The 26144-nt window shown below is 43.6% G+C and carries 21 protein-coding genes and 1 pseudogene; 7 read left to right on the forward strand and 15 right to left on the reverse strand.

What is annotated here, in order from left to right; all coding sequences use genetic code 11:
• Positions 1–82 precede the first annotated feature (82 nt).
• The 10 genes from KUA48_RS02320 to KUA48_RS02365 all read right to left on the reverse strand — a co-directional run bounded on the left by KUA48_RS02320 (position 83) and on the right by KUA48_RS02365 (position 12030).
• Positions 83–670, reverse strand: a complete 588-nt coding sequence (locus tag KUA48_RS02320; RefSeq protein WP_006849028.1) for a YigZ family protein — start codon at positions 668–670, stop codon at positions 83–85.
• The gene (locus KUA48_RS02325) at positions 670–2004 is read right to left on the reverse strand and encodes a DUF1015 domain-containing protein (protein WP_218432250.1); all 1335 of its coding nucleotides are present in this window, start codon (positions 2002–2004) and stop codon (positions 670–672) included. The genes KUA48_RS02320 and KUA48_RS02325 overlap by 1 nt, the downstream gene beginning before the upstream one ends.
• A 104-nt stretch (positions 2005–2108) precedes the next feature.
• Complete coding sequence (locus KUA48_RS02330) at positions 2109–3026, reverse strand: NAD(P)-dependent oxidoreductase (RefSeq protein ID WP_218432249.1); 918 nt, start codon at positions 3024–3026, stop codon at positions 2109–2111.
• A 13-nt stretch (positions 3027–3039) separates the two neighbouring features.
• Entirely contained in the window at positions 3040–4110 is a 1071-nt protein-coding gene (serC, locus tag KUA48_RS02335) for a 3-phosphoserine/phosphohydroxythreonine transaminase (RefSeq protein ID WP_218432248.1), read from the reverse strand.
• A gap of 286 nt (positions 4111–4396) precedes the next feature.
• Positions 4397–5716, reverse strand: a complete 1320-nt coding sequence (locus tag KUA48_RS02340) for a DEAD/DEAH box helicase (RefSeq protein ID WP_217756215.1) — start codon at positions 5714–5716, stop codon at positions 4397–4399.
• Positions 5717–5792: 76 nt separating this feature from the next.
• Positions 5793–7019 (reverse strand): M48 family metallopeptidase, encoded by a 1227-nt coding sequence (locus KUA48_RS02345; protein ID WP_153093987.1) that lies wholly within the window; start codon positions 7017–7019, stop codon positions 5793–5795.
• Between the two features lie 23 nt (positions 7020–7042).
• Positions 7043–8152: a DUF6057 family protein gene (locus KUA48_RS02350; RefSeq protein WP_118139437.1), complete on the reverse strand. Its 1110-nt coding sequence runs from the start codon at positions 8150–8152 to the stop codon at positions 7043–7045.
• A gap of 11 nt (positions 8153–8163) precedes the next feature.
• A complete protein-coding gene (locus KUA48_RS02355; protein WP_118152580.1) occupies positions 8164–10263 on the reverse strand; it encodes an alpha amylase C-terminal domain-containing protein in 2100 nt (699 codons plus the stop codon).
• Between the two features lie 65 nt (positions 10264–10328).
• The gene (locus tag KUA48_RS02360; protein ID WP_118152582.1) at positions 10329–10772 is read right to left on the reverse strand and encodes a YhcH/YjgK/YiaL family protein; all 444 of its coding nucleotides are present in this window, start codon (positions 10770–10772) and stop codon (positions 10329–10331) included.
• A 178-nt stretch (positions 10773–10950) separates the two neighbouring features.
• Positions 10951–12030 (reverse strand): phosphatidylinositol-4-phosphate 5-kinase, encoded by a 1080-nt coding sequence (locus tag KUA48_RS02365; RefSeq protein WP_118253340.1) that lies wholly within the window; start codon positions 12028–12030, stop codon positions 10951–10953.
• A gap of 462 nt (positions 12031–12492) precedes the next feature.
• Between KUA48_RS02365 and KUA48_RS02370 the strand changes: the two genes are divergently transcribed.
• The 5 genes from KUA48_RS02370 (at position 12493) to mobV (ending at position 18487) form a co-directional block, all read left to right on the forward strand.
• The gene (locus KUA48_RS02370; RefSeq protein ID WP_117727908.1) at positions 12493–13716 is read left to right on the forward strand and encodes a site-specific integrase; all 1224 of its coding nucleotides are present in this window, start codon (positions 12493–12495) and stop codon (positions 13714–13716) included.
• Entirely contained in the window at positions 13713–14084 is a 372-nt protein-coding gene (locus tag KUA48_RS02375) for a hypothetical protein (protein WP_068856624.1), read from the forward strand. The genes KUA48_RS02370 and KUA48_RS02375 overlap by 4 nt, the downstream gene beginning before the upstream one ends.
• Positions 14085–14463: 379 nt before the next feature.
• A complete protein-coding gene (locus KUA48_RS02380) occupies positions 14464–15723 on the forward strand; it encodes a primase-helicase family protein (RefSeq protein ID WP_371833706.1) in 1260 nt (419 codons plus the stop codon).
• A 276-nt stretch (positions 15724–15999) separates the two neighbouring features.
• Positions 16000–16950 carry a toprim domain-containing protein gene (locus tag KUA48_RS02385; RefSeq protein WP_218432246.1) on the forward strand — a complete coding sequence of 317 codons (951 nt, stop codon included), beginning with the start codon at positions 16000–16002 and terminating at the stop codon, positions 16948–16950.
• Positions 16951–17140: 190 nt separating this feature from the next.
• Entirely contained in the window at positions 17141–18487 is a 1347-nt protein-coding gene (gene mobV / locus KUA48_RS02390; RefSeq protein ID WP_218432245.1) for a MobV family relaxase, read from the forward strand.
• A gap of 68 nt (positions 18488–18555) precedes the next feature.
• Here the strand turns inward: mobV and KUA48_RS02395 are convergent, their stop codons facing one another.
• The 3 genes from KUA48_RS02395 to KUA48_RS02405 all read right to left on the reverse strand — a co-directional run bounded on the left by KUA48_RS02395 (position 18556) and on the right by KUA48_RS02405 (position 22177).
• Complete coding sequence (locus KUA48_RS02395; RefSeq protein WP_369503205.1) at positions 18556–21168, reverse strand: hypothetical protein; 2613 nt, start codon at positions 21166–21168, stop codon at positions 18556–18558.
• 18 nt (positions 21169–21186) lie between these two features.
• Complete coding sequence (locus KUA48_RS02400; protein ID WP_153096977.1) at positions 21187–21882, reverse strand: GLPGLI family protein; 696 nt, start codon at positions 21880–21882, stop codon at positions 21187–21189.
• A 106-nt stretch (positions 21883–21988) separates the two neighbouring features.
• The gene (locus KUA48_RS02405; RefSeq protein ID WP_005645304.1) at positions 21989–22177 is read right to left on the reverse strand and encodes a hypothetical protein; all 189 of its coding nucleotides are present in this window, start codon (positions 22175–22177) and stop codon (positions 21989–21991) included.
• 490 nt (positions 22178–22667) lie between these two features.
• On the opposite strand from KUA48_RS02405, the gene KUA48_RS02410 reads away from it, so the two are divergent.
• Positions 22668–23375, forward strand: coding sequence for a LytTR family DNA-binding domain-containing protein (locus tag KUA48_RS02410; protein ID WP_118253343.1), 708 nt, complete (start codon positions 22668–22670; stop codon positions 23373–23375).
• 31 nt (positions 23376–23406) lie between these two features.
• Here the strand turns inward: KUA48_RS02410 and KUA48_RS02415 are convergent, their stop codons facing one another.
• Entirely contained in the window at positions 23407–24069 is a 663-nt protein-coding gene (locus tag KUA48_RS02415; RefSeq protein ID WP_228112285.1) for an HAD family hydrolase, read from the reverse strand.
• Between the two features lie 99 nt (positions 24070–24168).
• Positions 24169–24822, reverse strand: a pseudogene (locus KUA48_RS02420) (carbohydrate-binding module family 20 domain-containing protein); the annotation flags it as partial.
• 191 nt (positions 24823–25013) lie between these two features.
• Between KUA48_RS02420 and mltG the strand changes: the two are divergent.
• Positions 25014–26066 carry an endolytic transglycosylase MltG gene (gene mltG / locus KUA48_RS02425; RefSeq protein WP_118253347.1) on the forward strand — a complete coding sequence of 351 codons (1053 nt, stop codon included), beginning with the start codon at positions 25014–25016 and terminating at the stop codon, positions 26064–26066.
• Positions 26067–26144: the final 78 nt, after the last annotated feature.

The following is a 26144-nucleotide window of genomic DNA, read 5'->3' on the forward strand; positions in this document are numbered from 1 at the left end:
ATATTACTGTATATTATCCAGTCTTATAACACACCCTCTTTTTATTTACCCTGCAGTTATTCATCTGTCTGTCAGCTATCTGCTATTCAAATGACAGCTTTTTCAGACGGGAACGTAACTGCTCAGCCTCGCTCTTTCTGATAGAAAGTTTGATGCTGCAAGTATTATCGAAAGTCTGATCCAGGATACGCGGATTCATATCTTTGACTATCCTCATCACATCATTCATCATCGGATAAGTAAAATCATAGGTTACTATTTCCTCTATCTGTTGCGTTACCTCCTCACAATGAGCCAAAGCATCAATGGCAGCTTCACGATAAGCAACAATGAGTCCGCTGGTTCCCAATTTCACTCCTCCGAAATATCGGATGACGACAATTAAAATATCCGTCAATTCTGATTTCGTGATTTGGCCAAGGATTGGTTTTCCTGCCGTAGAAGAAGGTTCGCCATCATCATTGGCACGGAACTCTGTCCGTTCAGGACCTAGCATATATGCATAACAACAATGTCGGGCATCGTAATATTTCTTACGGTACCCGGCAACAATTTCCTTCACCTCGTCAACAGTTGTAACATGGTGAGCAAAGGCGAGAAACTTACTCCTTTTCTCGGTGTAATATCCCTCGCCTATCGTATCTGATATAGTCTTAAATTCGTCTATCATTAATCCAACTTGTGAATAATCAAACCGCTACGCAACTTAGGTTCAAACCAAGTTGCCTTAGGTGGCATAATCTTACCACTATCAGCGATGTCCATAATCTGCTGCATAGAAACCGGATGCAAAGCAAGTGCCATCTTCATCTCGCCGCTATCCACACGACGTTTCAACTCACCGAGACCGCGAAGACCGCCCACAAAATCGATGCGCTTATCAGAACGCAAATCCTTGATACCCAGAATTTCATCAAGAATCAGGCGAGATGAAATATCCACATCAAGCACGCCGATTGGATCAGCATCATCATAGGTTCCCGGCTTGGCAAACAAACCGTACCATTTACCATCCAAATACAGGAGGAAAGAATGGAGAGCTGCTGGTTTCAGAATATCCAAGCCAAACTGGCTGATAGCATCATCAATAGCCATCTTTTCATAGCAAGGAATGCCCTCTTCATCACCAGATACATTCACATTGATTGCATCAATATCTATCACCTCGAAATTCTTTGTCAAAGCATCGAGGAACTGATCAGAAGTCAGACCGTTCAAATCCTTCACAACTCGGTTATAATCGAGAATGGTAAGCTGACTTGCCTGGAAACAAACTGCCATAAAGTAGTTATATTCCTCCTTACCTGTATGATTAGGATTCTGCTTAGCTTTTTCTGCACCTACCAGAGCTGCTGCTGCAGAACGGTGATGACCGTCAGCAATATAAAGGCTAGGCATCTTGGCAAATTCCGCTGTAATTGTGGCAATATCCTGATCATCGCTTACAACCCAGAACTGATGACGGAAACCATCAATTGGAGCAATGAAATCATATTCCGGTGTTGTTGCAGCATAACGCATCAGAAGTTCGTTAAGCACCTCATTATCAGGATAAGCGAAGAATACTGGTTCGATATTGGCATTGCATACACGCACATGCTTCATACGGTCTTCTTCCTTATCGCGGCGTGTCAGCTCATGTTTCTTGATGACACCCGTCATATAGTCGTTTACATACGCACCTACAACAAGACCATACTGAGTCTTGCCAGTCATAGTCTGTGCATAGATATAATACTGTTCCTTATCATCCTGTTTTAACCAGCCATTCTCCTGGAACTTTCTGAAGTTCTCTGCAGCGCTTTCATAAACGCGAGGATCGTACTCAGAAGTACCAGGTTCGAAATTGATTTCAGGTTTAATAATATGATAAAGGCTCTTCTCGTTATCGCCTGCCTCGGCACGTGCTTCCTCAGAATTGAGAACATCGTAAGGACGAGACTCAATTTGCTCAACGAGATTTTTAGGAGGTCTTACTCCCTTAAAAGGTTTTACTATTGCCATAATATTTCGTTTAAATTGACTAGTTTAATAAAAACATGAAAAGCCCATCAAGAGTGCTTCTGTGAAAAAGCACCCTTCATGAGCTATATGTATGGGAAGAATAATTACTTATTTACCTGGAACTTAGTGCATCCATCCTTAAAGAACGCATTAATCTGCTTAGCTGCAGCAATACCGGCATTGATATTTGCTTCTGCAGTCTGTGCACCCATCTTCTTAGGAGTTGAGAAGTATCGACCCTCGAACTTGGCAAAGTCTGCATCAGCATCAGGCTTGATATCAGTGATGAACTTCAAGTCCTCACGCTCAGCAAGAAGTTTCAGGAGCTCAGGCTCATTGATAACCTCCTTACGCGCTGTATTGATGAGGATGCCACCCTTAGGCAACTGGTTTACAGTCTTGTAATCAATGCTCTTGATAGTCTCTGGAGTAGCAGGGATATGAAGAGAAACGATGTCACAAGTCTGGAACAACTCATCCTGTGACTTTACAGCATACACACCGGCAGCCTCGATAACATCAGCTGGGCAGAATGCATCGTAAGCAGCTACTTCCATGCCAAATCCCTTGGCGATGCGAGCCACATTTCGACCAACATTACCGAAAGCAAGAATACCCAGTTTCTTACCCTTCAACTCACTGCCAGCCTTGCCGTTGTAGAAATTACGTACAGTAAAGACCAACAAGCCGAATACCAATTCAGCTACTGCATTAGAGTTCTGACCAGGAGTATTCTCAGCCACTACATTAAGAGCAGTAGCAGCAGCAAGGTCGATGTTATCATAACCTGCACCGGCACGAACGATAATCTTCAGGTTCTTTGCTGCATCGAGCACCTCGGCATCAGCCTTGTCAGAGCGGATAATCATCGCGTCCACATCCTTCACTGCATCGAGAAGCTGAGCCTTCTCTGTATATTTTTCGAGCAGCACCAATTCGTTGCCTGCTCCCTCTATTTCTTTCTTAATGCCTTCCACAGCAGCCGCTGCGAATGGCTTTTCTGTTGCAACTAATACTTTCATACAAATTCAAAAATTAATGTTGTGCTTCAAAATCCTGCATGGCCTTGACGAGTGCCTGAACACCCTCCATAGTCTGTGCATTGTAGCAACTGGCACGGAAACCACCCACTGAGCGGTGACCCTTGATACCTACCATGCCACGCTCTGTAGCGAAGTCGAGGAATGGCTTCTCCAACTCCTTGTACTCATCGTTCATCACGAAGCAGATGTTCATCAAAGAACGGGATGCTTCTTCAACAGTACCCTTGAAGAGTTTGTTGCGGTCGATTTCAGCATAAAGAACTTCAGCACGTTCGTGAGCTCGCTTGTCAGCAGCCTCAACACCACCATTAGCCTTCAACCAGCGGAGATTCTCCATCAAGGTATAGATAGGAACAACAGGAGGAGTATTGAACATACTGCCCTTCTCAACGTGAGTACGATAATCGAGCATTGTAGGAAGCTCGCGAGGAGCCTTGCCGAGCATATCATCCTTTACGATGATAACGGTAACACCTGCCATAGAAAGATTCTTCTGAGCACCTGCATAGATGGCAGTATACTTAGAAACATCTACTGGACGGCTCATGATATCTGAAGACATATCAGAAATCAATGGTACGTTTACGTCTGGATCTACACGGAGTTCGGTACCATATATTGTATTGTTGCTTGTCAAATGCAAGTAATCACAATCGGCTGGTACAGTGTTAGGAACCTGTGGATAGAAAGTGAAATTGGCGTCGGACGATGATGCGATCTCCACGACCTCACCAAAATGCTTTGCCTCTTTCATTGCCTTCTTAGCCCAAGTGCCAGAATTAATGTAGGCAGCCTTCTTGATGAGGAAGTTTGCTGGAATCTGCATAAACTGCAATGACGCACCACCACCAAGGAAGATTACGGAATAACCCTCAGGAATGTCAAGAAGCTCCTTGAATAAGGAGACTGCCTCATCAACTACTGGCTGGAAATCCTTAGCACGGTGGCTGATTTCCATCAATGAAAGACCTGAACCATTAAAATCCAAAATCTGCTTTGCTGTGCTCTCAATCACTTCGCGTGGAAGCATTGATGGACCTGCGTTAAAATTGTACTTCTTCATCTTTGTATAATTATTTAAGTTTTATACGATATAATCCTGTTAGCAGGAAAAATTAGTGCACAATACATCCATATAGGATACATAGTAAACCTTCGGATTGTATTTACGACTGCGAAATTACACTTTTTATTTGAAACTACCAAACTTTTCTGCACATTTTTAGCGTTTTGAGCAGATTTCTTTCATTTTGTTAGTCATTTTAGTATAATAACTGCATATTTATGTCTATTTTTACATTTATTATACATTAGCAAGCAACAGAGAAAAGATAATAGCAGTTTGTCAACTACCTTACCTCTTCCACTATCGTTTTGACGCCTTTTATCTTTTCGCCCTTTACATTATTCAGTACGCTGCGCAACTTCGTTCGGGAAATGGCAGCATAAGCATAACGGTCATTAACATCAATCTTTCCGATTTCAGCCGACTGCAGCCCACCCTTCTTGCAAAGGAAGCCTAAAATGTCACCCTTGCTGATTTTATCCTTCTTGCCTTTACCTATATATATAGTAGCCATCTTAGGTTTGGCTGGCGCAGGAAGCTGATCAGCAGCAGGCATCTCGTAATCCTCAATTTCAGCATCCACATATTCCGGAATATGCTCTTCAGGACCTAACAGGAAGAAAGCCTTTCCCTGGGCTTCCCATCTTGCCGTACGTCCTACACGATGAATATAACCATCTTCGCTCTCCGGCATGTGATAATGGATGATATTATCTATATCTGGAATATCAAGTCCGCGCGAAGCCAGATCCGTACTCACCAGGATATTGGCACTTCCGTTGCTAAAACGATAGAGAGAAGCCTCACGTTCCTTCTGTTCCAATCCACCATGGAAAAAAGAGGTTGAAAATCCCTGCTCCACCAGATATTTATTGGTGCGCTCCACACTGTCGCGATAATTGAGGAATACAATGGTACTCTGATCGCCTAAACTGCGTAGCAAAAGTGACAGACTCTCTAATTTATCTTTTACCGGACTAACCACCTTATATATATGTACACGGTCAGGAACCTGATCTTCATCCACACGGTAATCTATCTTTTCTACCCTACCCATGTGTACGAAATGAGGAATCTCCTCTGCCTCGGTAGCAGAAAGCAGGAAATGTCGACGCAAGCCAGGCAAAGACTTGATCAGTCGGCTCATTTCGTCCTGGAAACCCATCTCCAGACACTTGTCAAACTCATCAATAATCAGGTATTTGATGTGATATGGAGAAAGATTTCCCTTATCCAGATGATCATTGAGGCGACCTGGAGTTCCAAATACAATCTGAGGACGAACCTGTTTCATCACGCGATGCTCATCCATCGTAGCACGACCACCATAGCAAGCCATCGCACGCAAACCGCTGCCCATATTCTTCAATACGTTAGCCGACTGCAAAGCGAGTTCCCGACCAGGAGTTACCACCACCGCCTGTGCCTCGTCATCAGTAGCATCTATAAGTTGGGTAAGAGGCAAAAGATAAGCCAGTGTCTTGCCACTACCTGTTGGCGAAAGTATCACCACATCCTTGTTCCCGTGCAAGATTGCCTGCATGGAATCCTGCTGCATATCATTGAGCTCAATGCCCAGTTTATCTAAAATTCTGTCTATCATAAATTTCTAATAATCAATTTCAATAGAGAAGTCTTCTTTTCAAGAGAAGTTTTCATAAATTCCTCATCATGAGGCATTATTTCTTTTTCTGATTGAGCAGTTTGTCTATCTCATCAAACTCCTTACCCATGTTCAGGTTCAGATAGATGGTATATAGCGGCAAAGCCCACTGCTCCTGCATATCAGGCGCCATCGTTCTGTACTTCTGCAGATAAGGCATCGCACTCTTGTAAAGTCCGTCTATCTCCTGATGAGTTTTGCGAGATTGCTGCGAATTCTTATCCATTTCAACAGCCTGATTGAAATAAGCCAAACCTATATTATAATAAGCACCAGCCAAAGAATCGTTCACGGCAAGTGCCTTTTTGCTCACTTCGATGCATTGCTTGAAATCACCCATATTCAGGAGAACGGTTCCCTTGGTAAAGAGATAGATATCATTGTCGGGAGCTATCGCCAGCGCCTTATCTGCTACGGCGAGTGCAGAATCGAGTTGGTTTTCCTGCGAATAATACTCTACCAGACGCGGGAAGAAGAACGGGAATTTCGGATCCCGTTCAAAACCTTCCTTCAAGGTAGAGAGATAGCGCGGTGTATCCTTCTCCAGTTTGTAAGTCTCAGCCAGATACTGTAACATATAGTTATAATGAGCCGTATCTTTCAGCGCCTCATAAGAATGATGAAGCGTAGCTTTGGTATCTTTCATCTTATATCCGGCATATACAGCCCAATAAGCTGCCGAAGAAAGATATTTGTCTTTCTGGGCATACTTATAAGATTGGAACATCGGTGCAGTACTGCACTCTATGTACTGGTCAAAGAACTGATAAGCCTCCTTGTATTTCTGTTTCCTGATAAACCAGGTTCCTCCGTTATAGAGATTCGGACGTATCCTGTTCAAATATTCAGAATGAGACTTGCGGAAATCAAACTCACATTTTCCTTTTTTGTTAGGAATCATCTCAACGGAATCAAGTCCTTGGGCTATAACGAAGAGCTGTCGGGTTGCATTGAAGAGCTGGGCTGTATCATACGCCTGTTTGAGGTAGAGTTTCTCATTACCCTGTTCATACTGCTTCTTCACAGCATCAAAGAGAATATTCCAAATTTTCTTGTTATTCCGGTTGGCAGAATCCGTCAGGAGTTTGCGCATACTGGATTCGGCCTTCGCCAAATCCTTGCCAGCCTTTACCAGATCTTTGGCTGCAGAAATCTCCTTCTTCTGTGCCTGCAACCCTAATGGCGCCAACAGAAGAAAAGCTATCTGTAAAACCCATAAGTTTCTGTATATCTGTATTTTCATATTAATCTCCTAAATTAAAACTTTCATTTGTTTCCATACTCATAATAATACCAGTAGGTATTTCCATAAGTATCCCGAAGAGCATTCTGCTTTTCAGTCTCATTAGCATATTTGTGATCCATCTGCTGGAAATCCTCAAAGTCTGTATCCATCACATTATCGTGATAAACGATACTTGGATTACTGCGGCGATGCGTATAAAGAACCAACGCTTCCTTATAATGAACAGGCAGTTTGCCCGAAGTTACTTTGTAATGTTTCTGCACCTCTGCTACGAACTTGTCTAGTTGCTTGTCCAGCAAGAGTGCACAAAGCTGATAGTCAACAGGCAGACGATACTTGAGATGATGTTTAACCATCCATGCCGAAGGTTTCTGCATCCATTTTGGCGCCTTCCACATCATAGCCTTCACGGTTACGCTATCCGGCATCATCGCCTTACTTCCACCTACCAGCGGATAAGTAAAGAGACGGCTGCCCAGCTCGCCTGTTTCGTTGAGACAGGCTATACGGAGCATTGTCAGCGAAGAATCTGTTTTCAGAGATTTTTCACCTACTTCCAAAGCTTTTTCATACTGTTTTTCTTTCATCAGATGTTCCATGCGCATACGTTCATGAAACAGCCGATCATTGCTAGCAACAAAGTTGACAAGCAATATCATCACCAGCATCTGGAGCAGATTCACCCACATATAGCGGGAGAACCAGCCGTTGCTGTGAGGCTCTGTTTCTATCGGCTCCAACTGGCGGGCTATCCATATCAATCCGCCCCATAGAATCAGACAGAGTGGCAAGATAATCCACCACGCCCCCAGCGAATGATAACGGTCGATATCAACGGGGATATCGGTAATCATCGTCAGGATGAGGAACGAAGGGAAATAAGTAAGCCCGTGGAAACGGCGTTTCACACGGGTTACTGCGTACACTCCCACTTGCAGCAGATAGAGTACGAGCGTGATAAGCAGTGGAGCCAGCGTGTAACTGTAGTTGGTCAAACCGCCTGAGAAAACATGCTGAGCCACTGCCAGTACGTCTGCCTGGTAAAATGCCAGGTAGACGTAGGTAAATGTGATAAAGATGATAGCACAGGCGATTTGCATCTTCGCAGTACTACTCCTTTTATTTTTCATAAATCAATCTATTAATTTTTCTTCAGCACCAAAGCTGTACGAGCTGGCAGATAAAGTTTCAGCCACTCCTTACGGTCTTTCACATAAAGTGGATCGTAATTAGTCAGATGCGTCATCGTGTCATCATTCAAGCCATTACCGCCGAAATCCTTGCTGTCAGAATCAAGCACTACACTGTAGGAACCGGTTGGAACCAGGAAGCCATAGTCGGTGAAAGAGCGGGTTGGCGAGAAGTTAAACACGAAGAGCAGATCGCCACGCATAAAGGCGAGAACCTGATCGCCATCATTATGCCAGATTTCTACAACTGGTGTCTTGTTAAAATTCTTTTCGCTTGTAATCGTCTTGAGCATTTCTCGGTCGAAATCTCCAAGATAGTGGTAGCAGAGTTCATGATTATCTACCAGATTCCACTGTCTGCGGGCGTATTTATGGCTCCAGCCATTACCCTCGCGAGGGAAATCAATCCACTCTGGGTGACCGAACTCATTACCCATGAAGTTGAGATAACCGCCATTGATTGTAGAGGCGGTAACCAGACGGATCATCTTATGCAGAGCAATACCACGATGAGCCATTTCGTTTTCATCGCCCTTCTTGAAATGCCAGTACATATCGGCATCAATCAGACGGAAGATGATGGTTTTATCGCCCACCAATGCCTGGTCATGACTCTCACAATAAGAGATGGTTTTCTCATCCGAACGGCGGTTCTTTACCTCCCAGAAGATGCTGGATGGTTTCCAGTCTTCATCCTTCAGTTCCTTGATGGTCTTGATCCAATAATCTGGAATATTCATCGCCATGCGATAGTCAAAACCATAACCGCCATCCTCAAACTTGGCAGCCAGGCCCGGCATTCCGCTCACCTCTTCGGCAATCGTAATGGCATGCTTGTTAACCTCGTGAATCAGACAGTTGGCAAGGGTAAGATAGCAGATGGCATTATCATCCTCGTGACCATTGAAATAATCGCCGTAGTTGCAGAATGCCTCACCCAGACCATGACTGTAATAGAGCATGGATGTTACACCATCAAAACGGAATCCGTCGAAATGGAACTCATTGAGCCAATACTTGCAGTTGCTCAACAGGAAGTGGATGACTTCATCCTTTCCATAGTCGAAGCAGAGACTGTCCCAAGCCGGATGCTCATGACGGTCGCCAGGATAGAAATACTGGTTAGGATCGCCAGCGAGATTACCCAGTCCTTCCACCTCATTCTTTACGGCATGAGAGTGAACGATGTCCATGATGACGGCAATACCATTCTGGTGAGCTGTATCAATGAGATTCTTCAACTCTTCAGGAGTTCCGAAGCGGCTACTTGCAGCAAAGAAACTGCTTACATGATAGCCGAAGGAGCCATAATACGGATGCTCCTGGATAGCCATAATCTGAATGCAGTTGTAACCATCCTTGATGATACGTGGCAACACATTCTCCTTAAATTCTGTGTAAGTGCCAACCTTCTCAGCATCCTGTGCCATACCGATATGGCATTCATAGATGAGCAGAGGTGCCACATTTGGTCTGAAGGTTTTCTTCTTCCATTTATATGGTTCCGGATTCCAAACCTGAGCAGAGAAAATCTTGGTCTGGTCGTCCTGTACTACGCGCTGTGCCCATGCAGGAATACGCTCGCCTTCACCACCTTCCCAATGAACTTTCATCTTGAAGAGATCGCCATGTTTCATCGCTTTCTCCGGAAGTTTGAGTTCCCAGTTTCCGGTATTCTTTACTCTTTTAGCACGATACTTTTCGGTTTCCTGCCAGTTGTTGAAGTCACCTATCAGATAGATGTCTGTAGCATTAGGTGCCCACTCACGGAACACCCATCCACGGGCAGTCTTATGCAGTCCGAAATACTCGTATCCATTGGCAAAATCGCTCAATGTCTGTTTGCCGTTATTAGTCAGCTGACCGAGTTTCCAGAGTGCATGGTCGTGTCGGCCCTTGATGGCATCCTCATAGTCTGCCAGATATGGGTCGTTCTTCACGAGTCCGATATGCTTTACCACAGCCTTCGCTGCCTTTTTTGCAACTGGTTTCTTTGCAGTTGCCTTTTTAGTTGCAGCCTTCTGGGCTGTAGTTTTCTTTTCTGTTGCCATATATCATGATTTTAGATGGTTACTCTATATTATTCTTCTTTAATTTTATCTTGAAGATCTCTTCTTTAATTCTTAATCTTGAAGATAGCCTTGTGGATATCACCACTACCGATGCATGGCTGATGACCATCTTGTGGCCAGAAGATAGCAAACTGACCTGGCTTGCAGGTAACGAGCGTCTGCGCTTTCACACCAGGATACTTGGTTACATCCTTAGCCTCGTTATATTCCACTTCAGGAAGATCAGCAAGAGGAGTATAGCCATAAGTCTCCTCGTTGTCAAGAGGAATCTGAATATCAATCATCTTGCGATGTGTTTCAAAAACAGCATCTTCCTCGCTTTTTCCGTGAGCTGTCGTTATGTTAACAAAGAGGTTACCCTCCTTGATAAAATGCTTACCGTCCTCCAATTTAGAGAGGTCATTATCTTTGATAAACTTCACTACATCAGCGAAGAGCGGATTGAGAGAAACATATTTCTCCAGATTGTCTAAAGTATCTACTACCATAATTATAGTTAAGCTTTGAGATTTGAACATTTACTTTTAACTTTGAGACTTGAAAACAGAACATTGAACATTCAATATTCAACATTATAATATGTTCTTTTTCTCATTATTTAAAATATAAAGGTTCTCTATCTCGTTATTTATAATTTCTTTGTATTTTTCTAATTTTCTGAAGAGATTAGTCTTCAAATCGTTTGCCGTTTTCGTAGGCTCCCTTGGCTGTAACCTGTCCGTTGCGGTCTTTTTCTACAAATCTTCCGTCACGCACATCGTTACGGTAGGTTCCTTCGAAACGCTTACCGTTTTTATCTTCTTCTATGCAAGGTCCCTGGCGCTTACCTTTGTGATAGGCACCCTTGAATCTTCTGCCATCAGCATAATGAATCACGACATTACCATCTACCAGACCGTTTTTGAACTCACCTTCAAACACGTCGCCGTTCTTCTTGGTCAGTTTGCCCCTGCCGTTCTGCAGATCATCCATCCAGTCGCCTACATAGATATCGCCATTCTTCCAGATGAAGGTACCCTGACCGGTACGCAGGCCATCCTTAAACTGTCCGTTATACTTGTCGCCCTTTGCAGAGCGGAAGATGCCTATACCCGTGCGTTCTCCCTGCACATAATCGCCTTCATAAATGTCGCCATTATGAAATTTATAGATACCCTTTCCGTCCTGGATATCATCCTTCCAGTCGCCGATATACACATCGCCATCAGCATATTTGAAAGTACCTTTTCCAGAGCGCTGGTTGTCTAGCCACTGACCGTCATAAGTAGTTCCGTCTCCCCAGTTGAAGAAGCCGTTTCCATTCTTCATATCGTTCATCCACTGGCCTTTATACTGTGCGCCATTGGCATAAGTATAAACGCCGCGTCCCTGACGCTTGTCCTTATACCAGTCGCCGTCATATTTATCACCATTATAATAGAACATGACGCCATGACCATGCTGGTAATCGCGGAACCAGAGGCCTACATATTTGTTGTTGTTCTGGAAATAGTAGGTGCCTTTACCATGCTGCTGGTCCTGCATCCACTGTCCCTCATACTTTTCGCCATCACTGAAGGTATAAACGCCATAGCCTTCGCGCTTACCTTTCATATAAGAGCCTTCGTAGGTATCCCCATTCTTATAGATGGTAGTACCTTTTCCCTGCGGCTTTCCGCTCACCATTTCGCCTTTAAACTGACCTCCGTCACGGGTGATGCAAGAGCCTAGCGAAATCTTCTGGGCTGAGGCATCAACCGATGCCATAGCCAAAGTCAAGGCAAGGAAAAAGCACTTGCTCCGACAGGACAATTTGGTATGTTGTTTCTTATTGTATTTCATATTCTACAGTTATAGTCTGACTTATCAATCTCCAAAATTACGGTTTTTTCCTCAAATAGCCAAATAGATTAAACAAATTTAAGGTAAAATCATGAAAATAGATTTTTATCTGAAAAGAACGCCTAAAAAGGCAAAAAATAGCAAAATAGAGCATTTGTTTTGAGTTTCAAGTGGTTGTGGCAGTCTTTGGCTTTAGTTGTCAGTGACAAGGAAATGAGGAAAAAGCAGATTAGAGAAGTAGAAACGCTTTCAAATCATTACCCAATGGAAACGCCCTAATAAGCATTTTTAACGGTAGCGGTTCATATTTCCCCATTCTGCGTAGGTTTTGGCTTTGCCATGCAACTCTCATAGTTTAATTTTGCACCGAACAAAAAAGTAAGAATTATGAGATGCACTTTCAAGACAGTCTTCTATGTAAATGGAAGCAAGGAGAGAAACGGAATTGTCCCTATCATGGGACGAGTGACAATCAACGGAACTATCGCACAGTTCAGTTGCAAGCAGAGCGTTACCAAGGCTATTTGGGATGCCAAGGGCAACAGAGCCACAGGCAAGAGTAAGGAAGCCAAGGAGGTGAACTTTGCGCTTGACAACATCAAGGCTCAAATCACCAAGCATTACCAACGACTTTCCGACCGTGAGGCGTTCGTTACCGCTGAAATGGTGAGAAACGCCTACCAAGGCATAGGCACGGAATACGAGACATTGCTCAGAGCCTTTGACAAGGAGAACGCAGCTTTTGCCAAGCGTGTGGGCAAGGATAGAGCCAAGAACACCTACCGCAAGTATCTGACGGTAAGAAAGTATGTTGCCGATTTCATCAAGTATCAGTACAAGCGCAGCGATATGTCCATGAACGAGCTTACTGAGGAATTCATCCGTGACTATTGCCTGTATCTGAAGAATGTCGTCGGACTTGCGCAGTCCTCCATTTGGATTTACTCCATACCACTGAAGCATATTGTAACGGCAGCTCACTACAACGGCAAGATACCGAGAAATCCATTTGCCATGTACCACGTTGACCCAGACCACAAGGAACGTGAGTTCTTGACATTGGACGAGCTTACCGCCATGACAGAGATAAAGTTGGAAGACCCGAACATGGCATTTGCGAGAGACCTTTTTATCTTTGGCTGTTGGACAGGTATATCTTTCATCGACATCAAAAACTTGACGGAAGATAACATCAGCATGATAAACGGTGCTCCTTGGATTGTTTCCAAGCGTCAGAAGACAGGTGTTCCGTTCCAAATCAAGTTGATGGACATTCCCATGCAGATTATTGGGAGATACAAGGCTTTCAGAAAAGGAAGTCACTTGTTCAATATCGGCAACCTTGACAGCATCAACAAGCGCATAAAGAAAGTTGCTGCAATGTGTGGCATCAAGAAGCGTGTCTCGTTTCATGTCTCACGTCATAGTTGGGCTGTTTTAGCCTTGGAGTACGGAATGCCGATAGAGAGCGTGAGCAAGATTCTTGGTCACACGAATATCACCACGACACAGATATATGCCAAGGTGACAAGCACCAAGCTTGACCATGACATATCTGTCTTTGAAAGTCGAATCAAGGGGCATTTGCCTGCAATGGGAGGGATGGCATGAAAAGGACTGTAATCACCGTGGACGGAAATGGAAGGCTTTCCATTCCGTCCAACCTAGAGGACTTGTGGATGAGTGAAAATGAGTTGGTAGATATGCTTTATGTCACAACCCCGAAGCTCAAAGCCGTGATAAGAGCCATATATAAAGAAGGTATGTTGTTGATGTCGGAAGTCCAAAAGAGGCAAAAACTTTCCAAAGATGTTTGGCAAACGCTGTATGGATTCCCTATGGTTGTTGCCATTTGCTTCCGTCTAACCTCCAATGGTGCAGCGCAACTTCGTGATGCTATCTTCAAGAGGTTGTACGGAGCAAAAGAGAAAACAGCCATTGTCCTGCAAATCTACGGAGGGACAAATGTCTTCAGCTAAGAATGGTCGCATTTTTGACGCTTCGATTATTCACTGTCGTATTGACTTGTTGGCTTACTGATTCACTGTCGTATCAAGCATTTCTGTGAAGAATGCAGAGCTGCCGATGTCAAACGTTTTACATGCTTATCGTATGACATATAAAACGTATGACATGCAGGAATACATTTTTGTTCATCCCGAGGAAAGGTTCGCAAGGAAACCTCTCTTCGGGATTTTTTGTTTCATCTTATCCCGATTGGCAACATCAAGCACCTTGATTTCCAATCTTTTAACATTGTCGGTGCAAACTTCTCCATTCTGCGCAAGTTTGTGTTTTGCATTTTGATTTTCCGCCCTTACCTTTGCAACTTTAATTTTATCAACTCACAAAGGTTAGATTATGAGCAAGACAAACGACAACAATCAGCCTGTGGTTGTGGAAAGAAAACAACCACAGGCAGCATCTCCGACAAACGAGGTGTTCATCCGTGTTGGCACTACCTTGTACAAGGTGGTTGACCAACCTACCATCACAGGAGGAAAGGTAAGAAAGCGCATCCCTTGGAACATGGAGACCTTGCGTCAGGACTACGGCAAGGAGTTCATCAAGTACGTTCACAAGTATGACGGCTTCTGTACTGTTCCCGAACATGTGAACCACCGCACGGTGATAGACGGTTTCCTCAACCTATACGAGCCGATAGGACATAAGCCGATGCAAGGGGACTTCCCTAATATCAAGAAGTTGGTTAGTCACATCTTCGGTGAGCAATATGACCTTGGCATGGACTACCTGCAACTGCTCTATCTCAGACCTGTGCAGAAGTTGCCCATTCTGCTGCTCGTATCAGAGGAGAGGAACACAGGCAAGACCACGTTCTTGAACTTTCTGAAAGCGTTGTTCCAAGACAACGTGACATTCAACACCAACGAGGACTTCCGCAGTCAGTTCAATTCCGATTGGGCTGGCAAGCTGCTGATTGTCGTGGACGAGGTGTTGCTCAGTCGTAGGGAGGATTCCGAGCGGTTGAAGAACCTCAGCACCACCCTCTCGTACAAGGTGGAAGCCAAGGGCAAGGACAGGAACGAGATTTCCTTCTTTGCCAAGTTCGTGCTGTGCTCCAACAACGAATCACTCCCTGTCATCATTGACGAGGGCGAGACCCGATATTGGGTGAGGAAGATTTCATCGTTGCAATCTGACGATACCGGCTTCTTGGAGAAACTGAAGGCGGAGATACCCGCTTTTCTGTTCCATCTGCAAGGCAGAACGCTATCCACAGAGCACAAGAGCCGAATGTGGTTCGCCCCCGAACAGATAGCGACCGATGCTCTGAGGAGAATCATACGCTGCAACCGTAACAGACTTGAGGTGGAAATGTCGGAGCTGTTCCTTGAGGTCATGGAGAACACCCAAACCGACAGTTTGCAATTCTGCCTCAATGACGCAATCGCCTTGTTGCAATGCAACCACGTGAAAGCGGAGAAGTACCTTGTGCGAAAGATAGTGCAGGACTGTTGGAAGCTGCAACCTTCAGAGAACGCCCTCACCTACACCTCATACGAGTACAACTACAATAGCAGCGGTCACTACTCGCCAACAAAACGTGTGGGCAGGTTCTACACTGTAACGAGGGACAAGCTAAATAGCATATAATTTTGTTGAATTGTTGAATATGATGAAAGAAGTATTGAATATCAAGTATTTAAGGCTCAACATTTTCTCAACAAATCTCTCAACAAAAGAAAGGGACTGTTGAAAAGAGAAAACATGACGGCTCATGCCTTTCTTTCTCTTTTGCCCAGTGATTTTGTTGAAAAGAACCATTTGTTGAGAGTTTGTTGAGAAGATAAGTATTTGACTATCATACCAATACATAGGATTCTCAACAATTCATCAGAAATACATACACCACTTAATCCCCAGTAAGACATGAACATTCAAGAAGCAAAGCAAATCAAGATTGCAGACTATCTGCAAAGTTTGGGACACCGCCCTGTCAAGCAGCAGGGCGCAAACCTTTGGTACAAGTCACCGCTGAGAAACGAGAGCGAGGCATCTTTCAAGGTGAACACCACGATGAACAGTTGGTTCGATTTCGGCATGGGCAAGGGCGGCAACATCATCACCCTTGTGTCCTATCTTTACGCATCCGACAACCTGCCTTATCTTTTGGACAAGATGGAGAAGCAAACTCCCCATGTTCGTCCGACCGACTTTTCTTTTACTCAGCAAGCTACCGAGCCGAGTTTTGAGCGATTGGAAGTGAGGGAACTTAACCATCCTGCACTCCTGCGCTATCTGAGCGAGCGAAAGATTAATCTGCACATTGCCCAAAAGGAATGTGCGGAACTCCACTTCTCGCATAACTATAAAAACTACTTTGCCATCGGCTTCAAGAACAAGTCGGGTGGCTATGAGGTGCGTAACCGATTCTTCAAGGGGTGCATGTCACCCAAGGATATCACCCATATCCGACATCAAGGCGAGCCAAGATACGCTTGCTATGTTTTCGAGGGCATGATGGATTATCTTTCTTTTCTCTCGTTACGCTTGGAGAAGTTTCCTGCTTGTCCGTCATTGGACGCACAGGACTATGTGATACTCAACTCCACAAGCAACGTGGACAAGGCTATTGATGCACTCCATGGCTACGAGCGCATCAGTTGTCTGCTCGACAACGATGACGCAGGGCGTAAGGCTACACTTGCCATCAAGACTGCTCTCGGCTACCGTGTGAGGGACGCATCCCACTTGTACAGTGAATACAACGACTTGAACGACTATCTGTGCGGAGTGAAATCCAAACAGTCAGTACACCAAGTACAGCCTGTTAAGCAGACTGTTCCACCTCGCAGGAAAGGCGCAGCCTTGGGCATGTAGGCGGTTCCTGCTCCAATGGCTATTCTGAACGGAAAAGCCATAGCTCAATAGGGCGTTTTCTTGACGCAGTGGCACGCCACCGCTAAAAACACCCATTTGAGCAAAGGGGCATCCCCTTTTGAAACCCCGTGAGCCATGCGCTGGGCGCAATGCGGCAAGCGGATTTGTACAACTCAAAAACAAGTTTATTATGGGACATTTCAGTTTGGATTTCAAGAAGGCAAAGGGCTGCTCTGACGCAAGGGAGTCAGACCACATAGAGCGCAAGGTGATACCCGACAACGCTGACCCTACGAGAACTCACCTCAACCGTGAGCTTGTCAAGATGCCGAGCGGTGTGTATGGTCGTGACGAAGCCATCGCCCACCGCATCAAGACGGCAGGCATCAAGCGCAAGATAACCAATGACCAGGTGAGGGTGATTAGAACCGTGCTGTCTGGAACGCACGAGGACATGATGAACATCGCAGCCAATGGTCAGCTTGACGATTGGTGCAACGACAGCTTGAAGTGGTTGCAGGACACATTCGGCAAGGAGAATGTCGTGTCGGTGGTTCTCCACATGGATGAGCACACGCCGCACCTCCACGCCTCCATCGTTCCGATAGTAACAGGCGAGCGGAGAAAGGCGAAGAACAAGACAGCGGAAGAAGGCAAGCGGACATACCGCAAGAAAGCCAATGCCGTGAGACTGTGTGCCGATGATGTGCTCAACCGAGACAAAATGATTGGCTATCACGACAGCTATGCTGAAGCTATGAGCAAGTATGGCTTGAAGAGAGGTGTCCGTGGATCAGATGCGAGGCATACCACCACGGCACAGTATTATCGCAACATCAAGCGAGAGACCGAGAGACTTCAAAACTGTATGAAGCTGCTGCAATCTGATATTGAGGAAGCACAGCGACTTCTACAACAAACCAAGAGTGAAATCAGCACGGAGAAACTACAGGCTGCTAAGATGGAAGCCAAGACAGCCTTTGTGTCGAAGATTGGTTCTCTTTTAGGTAGTGGAAAATTGAAGGAGGTGGAGCAACACAACCGAAAGTTGTGCGAGCTTGTGACAAACCGAGAGCAATACATTGACGAACTCCATGAGAAGGTGCAACGTATGGAGGACAGCCACAGCAAACAGCTTGACGAGATACAGCGTAAGCACCAATCGGAGGTCGCGAATTTGGAGAGCAAGCACACCACGGAGGTAACGATGCTCAACAACATTATCCGCAAAGCCAAGCGTTGGTTCCCGATGTTGGAGGCACGCTTGCAAATGGAAGACCTGTGCAGGAGGGTTGGCTTTACCGTTGAACAAATTGAGGTGCTTCTTACAGGAAAGGCACTCAACTTTAGCGGTTCACTCTATTCCGAGGAGCACAGAAGAAAGTTCAATGTAGTGAATGCAGAAATTAAGGTATTCTCTGATTCTACCAAGCCGAACCAACTATTTTTGTATATAAATAGACAAACTATGGTTGAATGGTTTAAGGAACAGTGGAATAATATAAGGTTAAAAACACAGCGTCGTTTCAAACTTTAATATACTTTTTGCAAGAACAAAGAAGGCAGCTTACTTTTTTTGGGTAAACCGCCTCTTTGTTGTTGCTTTTACAATTGACATGTTAGAGATAGCATAACATTTCCAGAATGTTGTTTGTATCTAACATAGGATGTGTAAGTTGGTGTAACATTTTGTTTTAACCAATTGATTCCGTTAAGGTGAAAGATATTCGTGCCAGAAAGTTTGCATGTGAATTTCTTGATTTTATAGGAAATGGAAAAATCAATATCTCGCAATATCTTACTTCCGCTTGTATTCTCTATCTTGTTCCACTTGCCGGTAACAAAACTGGCGAACTTGTTCTTCGCAAATATGAGCTTTGCAGTTCCACCAAATTCCTTGTCACTAGAATCAATGTTTAAGTCGGTGACTTTGTTTGTCAACTTGTTGTACAAGCCATCAACCTCAACATTGAAAGGAATCTTAAAGCGTGAGACGAAACCTAAGTCTGTCTTTAAGTTCCCTATCAACATTTTACACGGAATGGAATTGTATGCAATTTCGTTTCGATTCCATAAAAATGTTGTGGTCAGTTTGGCATCAATAGGCAAGTTGCCCAATCCTTTGTTGGCATATAAAGTTGCATTTACGGTTTCCTTTTTTCCTCCATCCATATAATTTTGGCTGTGTAATAAACCGTCATTCTGATAGTTCAGCATTTCGGTGTTATCAGCCTTCTCATAAGTCAAATACATAAATATAATTGTTCTGCTATACAAACTATACAACTTATAAGCAATATTCATGTTCAGGGCGTTGTTGCCCAACCTTGAATATGAGGAAGCATCTGTGACCTCATCGTAGCTATTGATGACAGACAGTCTCGATAGTGCTTCAATATCGGTTGGAACATATTTGTAACTCAGTCCAAATGCAACAGAGTGTTGCTGACTGAAACGTAATTCTGTTGCAAAGGATGGCTCCCACTTGATTACAGACTTTGTCACTAGTCCATTGATGTTTGTGCTATTCCCATAATCAGAAAATCTAACACCAGCATCAAACCTAAAGAGACCTTTGTTCTTCATAAGTCCTCCATAAATCCCGAAATTGTGACTGTTCAAGTGTTCGCTATCTACATTTTGGTCTATCCATGAATCGGAGTTCTGACCAGACAATTCCCATTTCAAGTTGATTTTATGGAAAATAGGAAATACATAGCCTACAGCACCTGCCACATTTAGCTTCTTCAAATCTTTATCTATATAGTAAGAATCATCTGCCTGTTTGTATTCGTTAGGCAGTTCATAAGAGGAAAGAACATCCAAGTTTCTTTCTGATTTAGAAAAAGCGAAATCTACACTTCCATAAAGCAGGCCTTTGCCTATCAATGAATTTAAGTTTACCTGTTGTAATACATTAAATCCTTTGTTCTTGTCATTGTCTGCATTTCTATCGGAATTATTGTTATAATAATCCATGATAGACATATTGTTTCTCATGTCGCTATATGCCAACTTCGTTTGGAAACGCAAACTTGCATATGGATTGACATCCCATTTTTGACTGAGGTTAAATGAACTAAAGTTACCTCTTTTCTTGCCATTCTCTTCTGTTGACTTACGTATAACTTCCTGCGCCACCTTTACATGTTGTTCCGTTGACAATGCAGACTTTGCATCCATTTCATTGTGGATGACACCTATCGTGACATTGTAGTGCGAAGTCGGTTTCAATGTTAAGTTGACATTACCGATACCAGAAGTCCTTTTGTATTCGTCATTGCTTGGCATCAAGACATTTCTTTCTGCACTTGAAAGGCTCAGTTGCGCAAATCCATTGGTTGTTTTTACTCCTGTAAGACCGCCATTGGCATTGAGATAGTCCATTATAGAGAAAACTGTCTCATTGGTGTTGTTAGCATTTGCAATGATGGATGCAGACACTTTTTTGTCCATCTTCAAAGCTGAGTTCTTGCTGTCAAACTTGTTCTTAACACCACCCCCTTCTGTAAAGTTTCCTGCCCATTTGTTGTGTAAGTCTTTATTAATAAGGTTCAGTGCAGTTGTCTCTTTTGAATTGAAAGAGTTTCCTACATTTCCGTCATTGTAATTGTTCAGTAGCTCCACACCAGAAGCAAAGTCTGCAGACAAAGTTTTTAGTGCATGTCCTCCTGTAGAAAGCACATCTTCGCCATTGACCAAGAACTTATCTATTTTTTTCCCTTGGTAGGAAACATTTCCCGACTCATCAACAGTCATTCCTGGCAACTTTTTAATGACATCGCTCATGTTCTGTTCACTTCCGTTTTTAAACACATCTGGACTAAATTCAATTGTGTCATTCTTGATTTTCGCCCCTAAGTTTCTACCTTTTATTGTTACCTCAGACAATGTGTAGCTGTCGTCTTTCATCATTAAGTGTAATGGGGTTGCCGGCACTTCTTTATAATGTACTCTCAGTGTAGTATATCCGACACATCTTGCTGTCAACCAAAATGAGGACAAAGCCTTGTTGGATTGGATAGTGAACGAACCATCGTCTTTTGATATTGCATACGAAACGATGGAATGTGCCGCACTATCTTGTGAACATGTAACAGTACAAAAGGGTATGGCTGTATTTTGTGCATCAACAACCATACCCGATATATTCTGTGCTATAGAAAATCTACATATGCAGATTAGCATACATAACAGTAAACTTCTTAAACGTCCCATACATCCTTATGTTTTATCCTATAAAACTATGACATTGTCATTGCCGCTTTCCTTCAACTCTTCAATCTTTTTCTTCTGTAACTTTTCAAAAGCAGGTTTTTGCATTATTTTTCCTCTTGGTAACTCTATCTTGACTTGCCCTTTTATAGGCAAAATACTTTCTGCCTCATAAATTTCGCTTGATGTCGTCAAGCGGAGTATTGCCCCTGGCAGCCCTATATATCCACAAGGTCCTACGGGGGATGGTATTTCTTGACAGAACCATGCTACTACAGAACGATTTTTCTTATATACGGCCTTTGTACATTTCTTTCCTAAAACTTCTATAGTCTCATCAAAATACAAATCCCATTCATTTTTTAATGAATCAGAAAAAACGACAAACGTCTTATCTACAATGCTTTTTATACTTATTTCCTTATTATCTGTTGTATTTGTATAGTATGAGCCACTTCCTTCAAGTTTGATAACATTGTTATCTATGCCTGTGGTTGAAAATGCACATTCGTTGCCATTAGTAAATAAAGTATAAGTTTTATGCTGATTGGACAATTGATTTATAATCATTTGTCTTTTACTTAAATCACTCATACTATAGACCTCCTTCGGAATTTGCATCACCATATTATAATGTATGGATAATCCTATCTTTTGTGCGGAGACTAATAGACAAGAGACTAAGCACGAAAGCGTGAATAATATAACCCTTTTCATATTTGTACAGAATAGAAAGAAAATATTAAAGAGTAGGCACTCCAATTAAAAAGAGTGCCTACTCATGTAATATGCAGTCGTTGTTGATTAGCAATAGACTACGACATTAGAGAACAATAATGACTGTTCCATCTTTGGTAATAATAACGACAGGACCATTTGATGGAGTTGCTTGGAACGTTGTTGTTGCCTTAATGTTGTTTACTACTGGTGAAGATACTTCAGCCGCACTTGCTTGACTTGGCATGCATATAGCACCTAATGCCAAAGCCATAGAAAACAAAAACTTTTTCATGTTTTCTCCTTTTTAAATGTTATACATGTTGCGGAGGTATAAACCTCTTTGTTTTCGATTGCAAAAGTACAAAAAAAAATGATTGATAGAACTTTTTGATGGTTATTTTAAACTGAATTAAACTTATTGACGGCAAAATTAAATCTGATTAAACATTATGCTGCTATTTTGTAAGGAAACTGGTGCCTTTTGTAACATGTATTTCGGTTTGATGTTTTTTTGGAATTAAAAATCTTAGATTCATTATTTTTTTGTATTTTTGCAGCCGAAAAGAGTTGTTAGGCAGCAAACGTATGCAGATAGCAGAATTTAGGACTGTTGCCAAATCATTACCTCTATTGAGGTGAAAGACTCATAAATAGCTCATTTTAAGCTATTCGGCAGTTTTTAGCGTAATTTTACATGAAAAAATCTGCAGCTTGAAACAATAAACAAACACATTTTTCGTTTTTACGAAAATCGAGAATAAAATCACTAAAACAGTAAAATTATGATTTTAAATTGCGCCATCATAGATGAAGATCCGGAAGCTTTGCAACTCCTGGAACAGTATATAGAAAAAACTCCGACCCTGCATTTGATCGGAGCCTACAAAAGTGCGATAGATGCTGTAGACGGCATCCATCACAACCATCTCGACATACTTTTTCTCGCCATCCACATGCAGCAGATCAGCGGTTTGGAATTTGCAAAGGTTGTACCCAAGAACGTGAAGATTGTCTTCACCACCGCATTCAAGGAGTATGCCATCGAAGCCTACAAAGTGAATGCATTCGACTATCTGCTCAAGCCCATCACCTACGATGACTTTATGGGATCATGCCAGAAAGTCTTCGAACGCTACATGCAGGACGATAACTACAACCCTATCAAGCGCGACGGTTTTCTGGTGGTAAAACGAGATTACAAATGCGTAAGAATCCCGATAGATGATATTCTGTTTGTTGACTGCGACAAAGACTACATCCGTTTCCATCTTGAGGGCAGGCCTAACATCAGAACCCTGGGCAACCTCAAACAGTTGGAAGAAAGGCTGCCAAGAGAAAAATTCAAGCGTGTACACCGTTCGTTCCTTGCCAACATGACAAAGTTTGATACGGTAGACCAGCAGCACATTACCTATGGCGACCAGAGCATTCCGATATCAGAAACCTACTTTGAATTTATCAAGAAATATCTGGAAGACCATTCTCTATGATGGTCTTCCAAATCATTTTTTCCTACCTTTCTTATAATATCTGCAAGGGTGATGATACCAGGATAGAAGCTCCATGTGCCAGCAGAAAATCGTGATCTCTGAATCCCCACAGCACTGAGATACAAGGCATTCCGCTGTTCTTTGCCGTCATCACATCCACGTCGCTGTCGCCGATATATACCGCCCTTTCTCTATCCGCATGCAGCTGCCGCAAGGCTTCGTTTACGGTATCTGGAGCCGGTTTTTTCTTGATATTCTCCCGCTCTCCTATCGCCACATCTACCAGGTCGCCGAAGAAATGGCGGCATATTTCCCGGGTAGCTGCATAAAACTTGTTGCTTACCACCGCAATGTTCTTTCCCCTATTCTTCAGTTCCTCCAGCATCTCCATCACGTCCGGATAAGGTTTCGTATTATCCATATTGTGCACCATATAATGCTTGCGGAAATCCTGTAGGGTTTTCTCAAACATCTCGTTCTCCAATCCTCCCGGCACGGCACGTTCCATCAGTTTCTTCACCCCGTTTCCTACAAACATGCGTACTTCCTCCAGCGTACGTTCAGGCATCCCGTTCAGCTTCAGCGCATAATTGCAGCTTGCAGCCAGGTCGTGGAGAGAAGAAATCAGGGTTCCGTCAAGATCGAATATATAGGTATCGAAATTGAACTGGGCATGAACCGGAACCCTCTTGATGCGGAACTCACCGCCGTGTAGCACATAAACATCCTGATGGTATACACGGATTTCACCCTGAGGAGTTCCCTGTCCGCCAGCCTGTTCATTACCCGAAATGCCAAAGATTCTGTTATCCCCAAATTCCCACCTCTTCAGTTTCTGGGTCTGTGCATCAATCACCACATATTTATATTCTATCGGCTCATCGATAGCCTGCACATTCACAGATATTTCCCAGTCCTTGCCATGATAGTTCTGCATCTTCAGGAAATGAGCCGGATTCCATTTGCCCAGCGTAGGATGATTTCCCAACAAAGCTACAGCCTCACCCTCATAGAGTTTCGGGGCATGAATCTTGAAGATGATAGTACGGTCGAAGAGAGGCAGACGCGCTGGCTTGACATCAGTAAACTTCACCTGCTGCAATACGAAGGCATTTTTTTCCACGTAAGGATTATCCTCCTCCAGCCAATAGTCTTGAAAATAGAAATTCTTACTCTCATCAAAAACATATTGGCGGGCAGAAGCGAGCGATTCCCTACGCAGCACCTTTCCCCCAGCATCTTTCACGCAGTAGCAGTAAGCCACAGCTACGAAAGGGTGATGGCGGTTCTGCCTTGACGCCATTTCCACCTCCCAGTGATAACCGTCCCGGGTGGTCATCGGCAAGTCCATCGTATCTTGATATCCATCAGCGGCGGCAAAAGTTAATTCTACATGCAGGGCATGACCCCACTTGGCAGCATACGCTATCGAAAACTTCATTTTCATAATACTTTTATAATAATGTGCCCGAAAGCACCGATACACATGTTGATTCTCAATGTCAAGTGCAAAGGTAACAAAAAAGCAGACACAACGGATAAAGAAAGATGACAATTAACCTATTTTAAATTCCTATACTTTGCTATTTCCTATTTTTACTGTACTTTTGCACCCGAAAAATAACAAACAAGAAGAATATGAAAAAGAAAAAATCATTTTCTAAGCTCTATCTGTATGGCGCTATAGGCTGCATCGCAGTCATCGCCATCGTGGGCTACATCTATTGTTTCTCTTCCTTCTCGAAGAGCAGCAACACCGAGTATGTTTACATCGACAACGATGATAACATCGACTCTGTATACAACAAGCTCCGCCCATTTGCCAAGAGCATTCCGTTCCAGGCATTCAAGACCCTGACCCTCCATTCCGGCTATGCCGATCATATCCGCACCGGCAGATACGCCATTGCTCCGGGCGATGGTGCCCTCAAGACATGGCGCCACATGAAGAACGGTTTGCAGGAACCGGTTAGCCTTACCATCCCTTCGGTCCGCACGCTCGACAAACTCTCTGATGAGATTGGCAAGAAGATGATGTTTGGCAGCAACGACCTCTACCATGCCCTGCGCGACGAGAGCATCTGTCAGAAATACGGTTACGATACTGCCACCATCGCCTGCATGTTCGTACCTAACACCTACGATCTCTACTGGAACATCTCGGTAGATAAATTTCTGGAGCGCATGAAGAAAGAAAGCGACAAGTTTTGGAACTTTGAGCGCACCGAAAAGGCAAAGGCTATGAAGCTGACACCGATTGAGATCATCACCCTTGCCAGCATCGTGGACGAAGAAACAGCCAATAACGGCGAAAAACCGATGATAGCCGGCATGTATTATAACCGTCTGATGCTTCGCAATGCCGAATATCCAGAGGGAATGCCATTGCAGGCCGATCCTACCATTAAATATGCCTGGCAGCGATTCGACCTCAAGCGCATCTACAACAACCTCCTGTCTATCAAGAACCCGTATAATACCTACAAGAACCCAGGTTTGCCACCGGGGCCTATCCGCATTCCGAGCGTAGCAGGTATTGATGCCGTCCTCAACCATGTGCATCACGATTACCTCTACATGTGTGCCAAGGAGGATTTCAGCGGCACTCATAATTTTGCCCGCACTTACGATGAGCACCTGCAGAATGCAGCCAAATATTCTAAGGCACTCAACGAAAGAGGTATCAAGTAAGATAAGGAAACAAGAAAGGTAAAAATGAGTCAGAAAACTTGCAAAGCGTTAGTGATTTTACAAGTTTTCTGACTTTTT

Origin of the sequence: Segatella copri (assembly GCF_019249795.2) — a bacterium.
Classification (GTDB): domain Bacteria; phylum Bacteroidota; class Bacteroidia; order Bacteroidales; family Bacteroidaceae; genus Prevotella; species Prevotella copri_B.

Excerpts from the sequence above, each read along its gene's own strand:
- KUA48_RS02350 (WP_118139437.1), bottom strand. The coding sequence starts at position 8,152 with ATGAAAAATAAAAGGAGTAGTACTGCGAAGATGCAAATCGCCTGTGCT.
- KUA48_RS02410 (WP_118253343.1), top strand. The coding sequence starts at position 22,668 with ATGATTTTAAATTGCGCCATCATAGATGAAGATCCGGAAGCTTTGCAA.
- KUA48_RS02375 (WP_068856624.1), top strand. The coding sequence starts at position 13,713 with ATGAAAAGGACTGTAATCACCGTGGACGGAAATGGAAGGCTTTCCATT.
- KUA48_RS02330 (WP_218432249.1), bottom strand. The coding sequence starts at position 3,026 with ATGAAAGTATTAGTTGCAACAGAAAAGCCATTCGCAGCGGCTGCTGTG.
- KUA48_RS02400 (WP_153096977.1), bottom strand. The coding sequence starts at position 21,882 with ATGAAAAGGGTTATATTATTCACGCTTTCGTGCTTAGTCTCTTGTCTA.
- mobV (WP_218432245.1), top strand. The coding sequence starts at position 17,141 with ATGGGACATTTCAGTTTGGATTTCAAGAAGGCAAAGGGCTGCTCTGAC.
- KUA48_RS02340 (WP_217756215.1), bottom strand. The coding sequence starts at position 5,716 with ATGATAGACAGAATTTTAGATAAACTGGGCATTGAGCTCAATGATATG.
- KUA48_RS02360 (WP_118152582.1), bottom strand. The coding sequence starts at position 10,772 with ATGGTAGTAGATACTTTAGACAATCTGGAGAAATATGTTTCTCTCAAT.
- KUA48_RS02370 (WP_117727908.1), top strand. The coding sequence starts at position 12,493 with ATGAGATGCACTTTCAAGACAGTCTTCTATGTAAATGGAAGCAAGGAG.
- KUA48_RS02345 (WP_153093987.1), bottom strand. The coding sequence starts at position 7,019 with ATGAAAATACAGATATACAGAAACTTATGGGTTTTACAGATAGCTTTT.
- KUA48_RS02365 (WP_118253340.1), bottom strand. The coding sequence starts at position 12,030 with ATGGCATCGGTTGATGCCTCAGCCCAGAAGATTTCGCTAGGCTCTTGC.
- serC (WP_218432248.1), bottom strand. The coding sequence starts at position 4,110 with ATGAAGAAGTACAATTTTAACGCAGGTCCATCAATGCTTCCACGCGAA.
- KUA48_RS02355 (WP_118152580.1), bottom strand. The coding sequence starts at position 10,263 with ATGGCAACAGAAAAGAAAACTACAGCCCAGAAGGCTGCAACTAAAAAG.
- KUA48_RS02385 (WP_218432246.1), top strand. The coding sequence starts at position 16,000 with ATGAACATTCAAGAAGCAAAGCAAATCAAGATTGCAGACTATCTGCAA.
- KUA48_RS02405 (WP_005645304.1), bottom strand. The coding sequence starts at position 22,177 with ATGAAAAAGTTTTTGTTTTCTATGGCTTTGGCATTAGGTGCTATATGC.
- KUA48_RS02395 (WP_369503205.1), bottom strand. The coding sequence starts at position 21,168 with ATGGGACGTTTAAGAAGTTTACTGTTATGTATGCTAATCTGCATATGT.
- mltG (WP_118253347.1), top strand. The coding sequence starts at position 25,014 with ATGAAAAAGAAAAAATCATTTTCTAAGCTCTATCTGTATGGCGCTATA.
- KUA48_RS02320 (WP_006849028.1), bottom strand. The coding sequence starts at position 670 with ATGATAGACGAATTTAAGACTATATCAGATACGATAGGCGAGGGATAT.
- KUA48_RS02325 (WP_218432250.1), bottom strand. The coding sequence starts at position 2,004 with ATGGCAATAGTAAAACCTTTTAAGGGAGTAAGACCTCCTAAAAATCTC.